This is a genomic window from Salinispora mooreana (assembly GCF_000379065.1).
Classification (GTDB): domain Bacteria; phylum Actinomycetota; class Actinomycetes; order Mycobacteriales; family Micromonosporaceae; genus Micromonospora; species Micromonospora mooreana.
On record NZ_KB900614.1, the window covers coordinates 1,967,218 to 1,975,048 of the forward strand.

The window sequence follows — 7,831 nt, forward strand, 5'->3', positions numbered from 1 at the left end:
ACGCGTCAGCGCCGCTTGCCACCCGGACGGTTACCGCCACCGGCGGGGCGCCCACCGCGCGCACCGGTCGGCCGCCTACCCGCCGGCCGTGCCCCCACCTTCGGGGCCGCGCTGGCGAGGGCCGGTGCCTCCGGGTCGATCTGCTCGTCGGCGTTCTCCGTCGGCCGCGGCGCGCTCTTCGCCGAGCCCTCGCCGCGCTCCAGCGCGGCCCGCCGGGCCAGTACCCGCTTGTTGTGCGCCTGGATCCGCGGCTCCCGGTTCTTCAGCAGCACCAGCAGCGGGGTGGCCAGGGTGATCGAGGAGAAGAAGGCCACCGCCATCCCGACGAAGAGCACCAGGCCGAGGTCCTTCAGGGTGCCCGCGCCGAAGAATCCGGCACCGATGAAGAGCAGGCCGCCAACGGGGAGCAGGGCCACGATCGAGGTGTTCAGCGACCGCATCAGGCTCTGGTTGATCGCCAGGTTGGCCGCCTCGCCGTACGTCTGGTTGCTGTTCGCGGTGATGCCGCGGGTGTTCTCCTGGACCTTGTCGAAGACCACCACCACGTCGTAGAGGGCGAAGCCCAGGATGGTGAGGAAGCCGATCACCGTCGACGGGGTCACCTCGAAGCCGACCAGCGAGTAGATGCCGGCGCTGAGGACCAGGTTCATCAGCAGGGAGCTGACCGCACCGACCGCCATCCGCCACTCGAAGCGCAGCACCAGGTAGACCATCACCAGCACGAGGAAGATCACCAAACCGAGCACCGCCCGCTCGGTGACCTGGCTACCCCACGCCTGGCTGACCTGCTCGCCGCCGACGTCGCCGACCGGGAGGCCGAACTCCTGGGCTACCGCCGCCTTGACCGCGTTGGCCTGCTCCGCGCTGAGCTGCGAGGTACGCATCTCGTAGAAGTCGTCACCGGTACCGCCGACCTTCTGCGCGGTCACCACCTCCGCGCCGCCACCCTCAGTGGCCAGCGCGGTGTTGACCGCCTCCTCGGCCTGCTCCAGGGTGCCGACGCTGGCCGGCACCTGGATCGAGTTACCACCGGCGAACTCGATGCCGAGGTCGAACCGGAGGAACGCGAAGCTCAGCACCGAGATCAGGGCCAGCGCCCCGGCGACGCTGAACCACACCTTGCGACGGCCGACAATGTCGAGGCCGGCCTCACCACGGTAGAGGCGACTCGCGAGACCAGCACCGGCCATCTCAGGCCTCCTTCGCGCGCGGGTTGCGGGGCTGGGCCGGCTTGTCCCGGGCCGGCAACGCCCGGCCGAGGCCGCTGACCCGCGGGGACAGGAACGCCCGGGTGCGGGCGAACATGGTCATGATCGGGTGTCGGAAGAGGAAGACCACCACCAGGTCGAGGATCGTGGCGAGGCCCAACGCGAAGGCGAAGCCCTTGACCACGCCGACCGAGACGATGTAGAGCACCACCGCGGACATCAGGGTGATCGCGTTGGCGGAGATGATCGTCCGACGGGCACGGATCCACGCCCGGGACACCGCGCTGCGCGGACTGCGCCCTTCCCGGATCTCGTCCTTGAGTCGTTCGAAATAGATGACGAAGGAGTCCGCCGCCACACCGAGCGAGACGATCATGCCGGCGATTCCGGCGAGGGTGAGGGTGAATCCGATCTGCCGGCCGAGAACCACCAACGCACCGAAGACGAGCAGCGCGGAGAGGACCAGGCTCAGGAAGATCACGGAGCCGAGCAGCCGGTAGTAGAAGAACGAGTAGATGATCACCAGCAGCATGCCGATACCGGCCGCGAGCAGGCCAGCCCGTAGGTGGCTGGCGCCCAGGGTCGCGGTGACGTTCTGCTGCGCCTGCGGCTCGAAGGTCACCGGCAGCGCGCCGTAGCGCAGCGTGCTCGCCAGGTCGCTGGCGTCCTGCTGGGTGAAGTTGCCGGTGATCTGCGAGTTGCTGGTCAACACGCCCAGGATCTCCGGCGAGGAGACGACCTGGTTGTCCAGCACGACGGCGACCCGGCAGTTGCCACTGTCCCCGAGCGCGCTCGGGTCGCAGGCAGCCTGCTCGTTGTTGAACGCCTCGCGGGTCAGCGCGGTCCACTTCTCCTGGCCGGAGCCGGTGAAGTCCAGGCTGACCACCCACTGGCTGGTCTGGTCGAGCACGGCGTTGGCGTCGTTGATGTCGGTGCCGACAACCTTGGCCTGGTCGAGCAGGTACTTGATGCCGCCGAACTCACAGGCGACGACCTGTTGGTCAACGGCGGAGATCGACGCCGGCGGGCGGGCGTCGAGCTGGGCACAGGTGATCTGCGGGACGTTGAACTGCACCTGGGCCGGGAGCACCGCGATCTCGCGGTCGGTCAGCGATGCGAACGGCTTGAGCTTCTCGACCAGCGACGGGTCGGTGGCCACATCGGTGGGCGACTGAAGCGCGTTCGCGGCCTCCCAGGCGGCCGCACCGACCTTCTGCTCGACCGCCCTGCGCTGCTCCTCGATGCTGGCCGGCACCGGGGTGGCGCTGTCGCTCGCCGCCGGTGTCGCGCTGGGCGAGGAGGACGCGCTCGGCGTGGGCGTGACGCTCGGCGAGGCCGCGGGGGTCTCGCTCGGCGAGGCCGCGGGGGTCTCGCTCGGCGCCGCGGCACCACCGCCCTCACCGCCGGTCGGCGAGGCCGTGACCTGGACGCTGCTCGACGGGGTGGGCGAAGCGCTACCGCTAGCGGACGGCGTGGCGGAACCAGAGGGCGCCGCGGAACCAGACGGCGCCGCGGAGCCAGACGGCGCGGCGGAACCAGACGGCGCCGCGGAGCCAGACGGCGCGGCGGAGCCAGACGGCGTGGCGGAGGGGGTGGCGGTCGGGGTCGGCGGCGGGTTCGCCGCCGCACCACTACCGTCGGCTATCTGGAGCACCTTCCGGAAGCGCAGCTCCGCGGCGCTGCCGACCTCGGTCAGGTCCCGGTTCTCACCGGGAAGGGAGATCACGATGTTCCGGTCGCCCTCGGTGACGACCTCGGCCTCGGCGACCCCGAAGGCGTTGACCCGACTCTCGATGATCTGCCGGGCCTCCTCCAGGTTCTCCGCGGTCGGCGCCTGGCCGTCAACGGTGTTGGTCGCCTCCAGCGTCAGCCGGGTGCCGCCGACCAGGTCGAGACCGAGCTTGGGCTCAAGCCGGTCCTGCCAGCTACCGCTCGCGCCGCCGCCGAAGAAGACCAGAAGATAGAGGACCACGAAGATGGCCCCAAGCACGGCAAGCTGCCGCCCGGGGCGCATCTGTTTCTGGGGTGGTGCCACGGCTGTCCTGTCTCCCTGTAGGGTCACGCCGCCACGCCAGCGGCGGCTGTCGGCCGGGCGAACCGGCCGAAGCTATGTGGGGGTCGCCGCAGCGGCGCACGGGTGCCGACGCGGAACGCCACCACACCCTGCACCTACCAAGGGTGGCGGATCGACCCGATTGTCAAATTTTCGTCCAACTCATGCGCTGCCCGGCCGCCGGAGTGGCGGGCGGGTGTCACTCCTTGATTGCGTCCGCGTCGTCGGCCGCCGCCTCGGCGGGCTCTTCCGCCTTGGTGACGACCCGCGCGATCGCAGGACGGGCGTACCGGGTCTCCACGCCAGGGGCGACCTCCAGCAGCACCGTCTCGTCGTCCACACCGGTGACGGTGCCGTAGAGCCCGCCGATGGTGACGACCTCGTCACCGTGCCCCAACGAGGACTGCATGTTCGCCGCCTCTCGGCGCCGCTTCTGCTGCGGACGGATCATCATGAAGTACATGACTCCGAAGAGCAGGACGATCATAAGGATGGGCGTGAAGCTGCCGGCGCCGCCGCCATCTTGTGCCAAAAGCACGGTGGTAAAACCTTCCCATTGGCCCTCATACCGGCACGAGGGCACCGGGGTGAAGGCGATTTCTCACATCTGTACAGACCGCGGCGAGTCTAGTCGGTCCACCTGGGAACACCGAATGCGGCACAGATCACGTTCGCATCACGGCTAATCAGGCTCCACCGAGAACAGGTCACCCGCGGGAGGAGCATCCGGACCAAATGTACCATTCGGCGGCGTACGCCCCAGGTGGTGCCAGGCCGCCTCGGTGGCGACCCGACCACGCGGTGTTCGGGCGAGGAGACCGGCCCGCACCAGGAACGGCTCACAGACCTCCTCCACCGTGTCCGGCTGCTCCCCCACCGCCACCGCCAGCGTGGAGAGGCCGACCGGACCACCCCGAAACAGATCCACGAGCGCGGTGAGCACCGCTCGGTCCAGCCGGTCCAGCCCCAACGCGTCCACGTCGTACACGGTGAGTGCCGCCTGCGCGGTCTCCCGGGTAACCACGCCGTCGGCCCGGACCTCGGCGAAGTCACGCACCCGGCGCAGCAGTCGGTTGGCGATCCGGGGAGTGCCCCGCGCGCGGCCGGAGATCTCGGCCGCGCCGTCGGCAGTGATCGGCACGCCGAGGATGCGGGCCGAGCGGTTCAGCAGCCGCTCCAGGTCGGCCGGGGAGTAGAAGTCCAGGTGCGCGACGAAGCCGAACCGGTCCCGCATCGGGCCGGTGAGCAGCCCGGCGCGGGTGGTCGCCCCCACCAGGGTGAACGGCTCCACGTCCAACGGGATGGCGGTCGCGCCGGGACCCTTGCCCACCACCACGTCAACCCGGAAGTCCTCCATCGCGCTGTAGAGGAGCTCCTCCGCCGGCCGGGCGATCCGGTGAACCTCGTCGATGAAGAGCACATCCCCCTCGCCGAGACTGGTCAGGATGGCCGCCAGATCACCGGAACGCTCGATCGCCGGGCCGCTGGTCACCCGGATGCTGGTGCCAAGCTCAGCGGCGACGATATTGGCCAGGCTGGTCTTACCCAGCCCCGGTGGGCCCGACAGGAGGATGTGATCGGGGGGGCTGCCGCGGCGTAGCGCGCCCTGGAGCAGCAGATCGAGCTGATCCCGAACCCGCTCCTGCGCGATGAAATCGGCCAGCCGGCGCGGCCGGACGCTGGCCTCCGCGTCCCGCTCGGCGTCGTTCACATACGCCGACACCAGATTGTCACCCGTCATCCCGACTCCTCACCCATGACCCGGATGCGGTCGCCCGACGCACTCCGCCCACCCGTCACCGGGTCCGGCCCAACAGCCGAATCGCCTGCCGGAGCAGGACCGGGACCGGGGGCGCCTCCCCCTCCACCGTCTCCGCCACCGCGGCGACCGCCTGATCCGCCTGCGCCGCCGTCCAGCCGAGCCCGACCAGGGCCTGACGCACCTGTTCCGGCCAGTTGCCGCTCGTGACGCCGGCCGCGGCGTCGGCACCGACCGGGGCCGGACCGATCCGGTCCCGCAGCTCCAGCACGAGCCGCTCGGCGCCCTTCTTGCCGATCCCCGGCACCCGGGTCAACGCGGCGACGTCGGCGTTGGCGATGGCCGCCCGGACCGCCTCCGGCGCGTGCACCGCGAGGACGGCCTGGGCCAGTCGGGGGCCGACTCCGCTGGCCGTCTGCAAGAGCTCGAACAGGGCCTTGGCGTCGTCGTCGGCGAACCCGTAGAGGGTCAGCGAATCCTCCCGGACGACCAGGCTGGTGGCGAGGCGGGCCGGCTGGCCCACGCGCAGGTCGGCGATCGTGCCCGGCGCACACTGCACCGCCAGGCCCACCCCGCCGACCTCCACGACGGCGTGGTCGGGACCGGTCGCGGTCACCACCCCCCGGACGCTGGCGATCATCGGCCTCCTCCTCGTCGGGCCCGGTCGGCGGCGGTCGCCAACTTCGAGCGGGTGCCACCGCGCCACACGTGGCAGATGGCCAGAGCCAGGGCGTCGGCGGCGTCGGCCGGGCGGGGCGGGGCGGAGAGCCGCAGCAGCCGTGTCACCATCGCGGTCATCTGGGCCTTGTCGGCCTGGCCGGAGCCGGTCACCGCCGCCTTCACCTCGCTCGGAGTGTAGGTCTGCACCGGCAGGCCCGCCCGCGCCCCGGCGAGAACGGCGACCCCGCTGGCCTGCGCCGTGCCCATCACCGTGCGGACATTGTGCTGGCTGAACACCCGCTCGACAGCCACGCTGTCCGGCCGGTGCTCGACCACCAGGGCGGTGAGTAAGCGGTCCAGGGTCAACAGGCGCAGCGGCAACTCGTCATCGGGATCGGTCTGGACGACGTGGTAGGCGACCAATGTGCAGGGACGCCCCGGCACTCCCTCGACCACGCCGACCCCGCACCGGGTCAGCCCCGGGTCAACGCCGAGCACGCGCACGCCGCCTCCTCCCCGACCCGCCAGCAGTACGTGTGTTCGACACCCTACCGAGATCGTCGGAGCCGCACCCGGCGGGACACGCCGGAGCCCGACGGCGGTCCCGGCGCCGCCGGGATTCGCCCGATGTCGACTGCGCCCACACCGCACCGACGACGAGTATGTGCCGCTACCCCATGTGCGCCCGACCGTACAGGTCGTAGTTTCATGCGCCATGACGGCAGATCCGAGGACGACCCCCCACGTCGTACAGGTCGATCTCACCGGCCGAACCGCCCTGGTGACCGGGGGCGGCAGCGGCATCGGGCGGACGTGCGCGCGACGACTCGGCGCCGCCGGCGCCACCGTGGTGGTGGTGGACCGGGACCTCATCGCCGCCCGGACGGTCGCCGCCGAAGTGGGCGGCCGGGCCGTCGGCGCCGACCTGGCGGACCCGGAGACGGTCAACCGCCTCGACACCAAGGTCGACATCGTGGTCAACAACGCCGGACTCCAGCACGTCGCCCCGCTCCCGGAGTTCGCCGTAGAACGCTTCGAACACCTGCACCGGGTGATGGTCGAAGCCCCGTTCCTGGTCATCCGCCGGGCCCTGCCGCACATGTACGCCGCCGGCTGGGGACGCATCGTCAACATCTCCTCGGTGCACGGGCTGCGCGCCTCGCCGTACAAGGCGGCGTACGTCTCGGCGAAACACGCATTGGAGGGTCTGTCCAAGGTGGTCGCGTTGGAGGGGGCCGCGCACGGCGTGACCGCCAACTGCGTCAACCCGGCGTACGTGCGCACCGCGCTGGTGCAGCGCCAGATCGCCGACCAGGCCGCCCGCCACGGCATCCCGGAAGCCGAGGTCGTCGAGAAGATCATGCTGGGCCGGGCGGCCATCAAGCGGCTACTCGAACCGGAGGAGGTGGCCGAGTTGGTGGCGTACCTGTGCTCACCACCGGCGGCGTTCATCACCGGCGCGTCCATCGCTCTCGACGGGGGGTGGACGGCGAACTAGTGTCCCGCGCCAGAAATTCGTTGAATAACTGTAGGATTGGTGGGTGGCGCGTAGAGGTCGGCCGGTGGCCGTGGTGACGTTGACCGATGAGGAACGCGCGACGTTGGTGCGTTGGTCACGGCGGGCCAAGTCGTCGCAGGCCCTGGCTCAGCGGTGTCGGATCGTGTTGGGCTGCGCGGAAGGCAAGTCCAATCAGGATGTTGCCGCGGAGCTGGGGATCTGGCCGCAGACGGTGGGCAAGTGGCGTAACCGGTTCGTGGCCCGCCGGTTGGAGGGCCTGGTTGACCAGCCCCGGCCGGGCGCACCACGCACGATCGGTGATGAGCAGGTCGAGCAGGTCGTGGCCGCTACCTTGGAGCGCACACCGACCGACGCCACGCACTGGTCGCGGGCGTCGATGGCGGCCGAGTCCGGGCTGTCGCGCTCGACGGTGGGCCGGATCTGGAAGGCCTTCGGCCTTCAGCCCCACCGGGTAGAGACGTTCAAGCTGTCGAACGACCCGCAGTTCATCGACAAGGTCCGTGACGTGGTCGGGCTGTATCTGGACCCGCCGGAGCGTGCGCTGGTGCTGTGCGTGGACGAGAAGTCCCAGATTCAGGCCCTCGACAGATCGGCGCCGGTGCTGCCGATGATGCCCGGCCTGCCCGAGCGGC

The 7,831-nt window shown here is 70.6% G+C and carries 8 protein-coding genes; 2 read left to right on the forward strand and 6 right to left on the reverse strand.

Features of this window, described 5'->3' with window-relative positions; all coding sequences use genetic code 11:
• Nucleotides 1–5: 5 nt before the first annotated feature.
• From secF to ruvC, 6 genes are all read right to left on the reverse strand, one after another.
• Complete coding sequence (secF, locus tag SALPAC6_RS0109425) at nt 6–1,190, reverse strand: protein translocase subunit SecF (RefSeq protein ID WP_018253171.1); 1,185 nt, start codon at nt 1,188–1,190, stop codon at nt 6–8.
• A gap of 1 nt (nt 1,191) precedes the next feature.
• Entirely contained in the window at nt 1,192–3,222 is a 2,031-nt protein-coding gene (gene secD, locus SALPAC6_RS0109430) for a protein translocase subunit SecD (protein ID WP_018253172.1), read from the reverse strand.
• 238 nt (nt 3,223–3,460) lie between these two features.
• Nucleotides 3,461–3,799, reverse strand: coding sequence for a preprotein translocase subunit YajC (yajC, locus tag SALPAC6_RS0109440; RefSeq protein WP_026189479.1), 339 nt, complete (start codon nt 3,797–3,799; stop codon nt 3,461–3,463).
• Nucleotides 3,800–3,943: 144 nt separating this feature from the next.
• On the reverse strand, nt 3,944–5,002 hold the full coding sequence (ruvB, locus tag SALPAC6_RS0109445; RefSeq protein ID WP_018253174.1) for a Holliday junction branch migration DNA helicase RuvB: 1,059 nt from the start codon (nt 5,000–5,002) through the stop codon (nt 3,944–3,946).
• 55 nt (nt 5,003–5,057) lie between these two features.
• Nucleotides 5,058–5,660, reverse strand: a complete 603-nt coding sequence (ruvA, locus tag SALPAC6_RS0109450; protein WP_018253175.1) for a Holliday junction branch migration protein RuvA — start codon at nt 5,658–5,660, stop codon at nt 5,058–5,060.
• The gene (gene ruvC, locus SALPAC6_RS0109455) at nt 5,657–6,184 is read right to left on the reverse strand and encodes a crossover junction endodeoxyribonuclease RuvC (RefSeq protein ID WP_018253176.1); all 528 of its coding nucleotides are present in this window, start codon (nt 6,182–6,184) and stop codon (nt 5,657–5,659) included. Before ruvC ends, ruvA begins: the two co-directional genes overlap by 4 nt.
• Nucleotides 6,185–6,395: 211 nt before the next feature.
• Between ruvC and SALPAC6_RS0109460 the strand changes: the two genes are divergently transcribed.
• On the forward strand, nt 6,396–7,178 hold the full coding sequence (locus SALPAC6_RS0109460; protein ID WP_018253177.1) for a 3-hydroxybutyrate dehydrogenase: 783 nt from the start codon (nt 6,396–6,398) through the stop codon (nt 7,176–7,178).
• Between the two features lie 43 nt (nt 7,179–7,221).
• On the forward strand, nt 7,222–7,831 hold a 610-nt coding region (locus SALPAC6_RS25660; protein ID WP_033774414.1), incomplete at its 3' end, for an IS630 family transposase.

What these genes read in the sequence shown, in the direction of transcription:
- SALPAC6_RS0109460 (WP_018253177.1), top strand. Translation starts at nt 6,396, where the DNA reads ATGACGGCAGATCCGAGGACGACCCCCCACGTCGTACAGGTCGATCTC.
- secF (WP_018253171.1), bottom strand. Translation starts at nt 1,190, where the DNA reads ATGGCCGGTGCTGGTCTCGCGAGTCGCCTCTACCGTGGTGAGGCCGGC.
- ruvB (WP_018253174.1), bottom strand. Translation starts at nt 5,002, where the DNA reads ATGACGGGTGACAATCTGGTGTCGGCGTATGTGAACGACGCCGAGCGG.
- secD (WP_018253172.1), bottom strand. Translation starts at nt 3,222, where the DNA reads ATGCGCCCCGGGCGGCAGCTTGCCGTGCTTGGGGCCATCTTCGTGGTC.
- ruvA (WP_018253175.1), bottom strand. Translation starts at nt 5,660, where the DNA reads ATGATCGCCAGCGTCCGGGGGGTGGTGACCGCGACCGGTCCCGACCAC.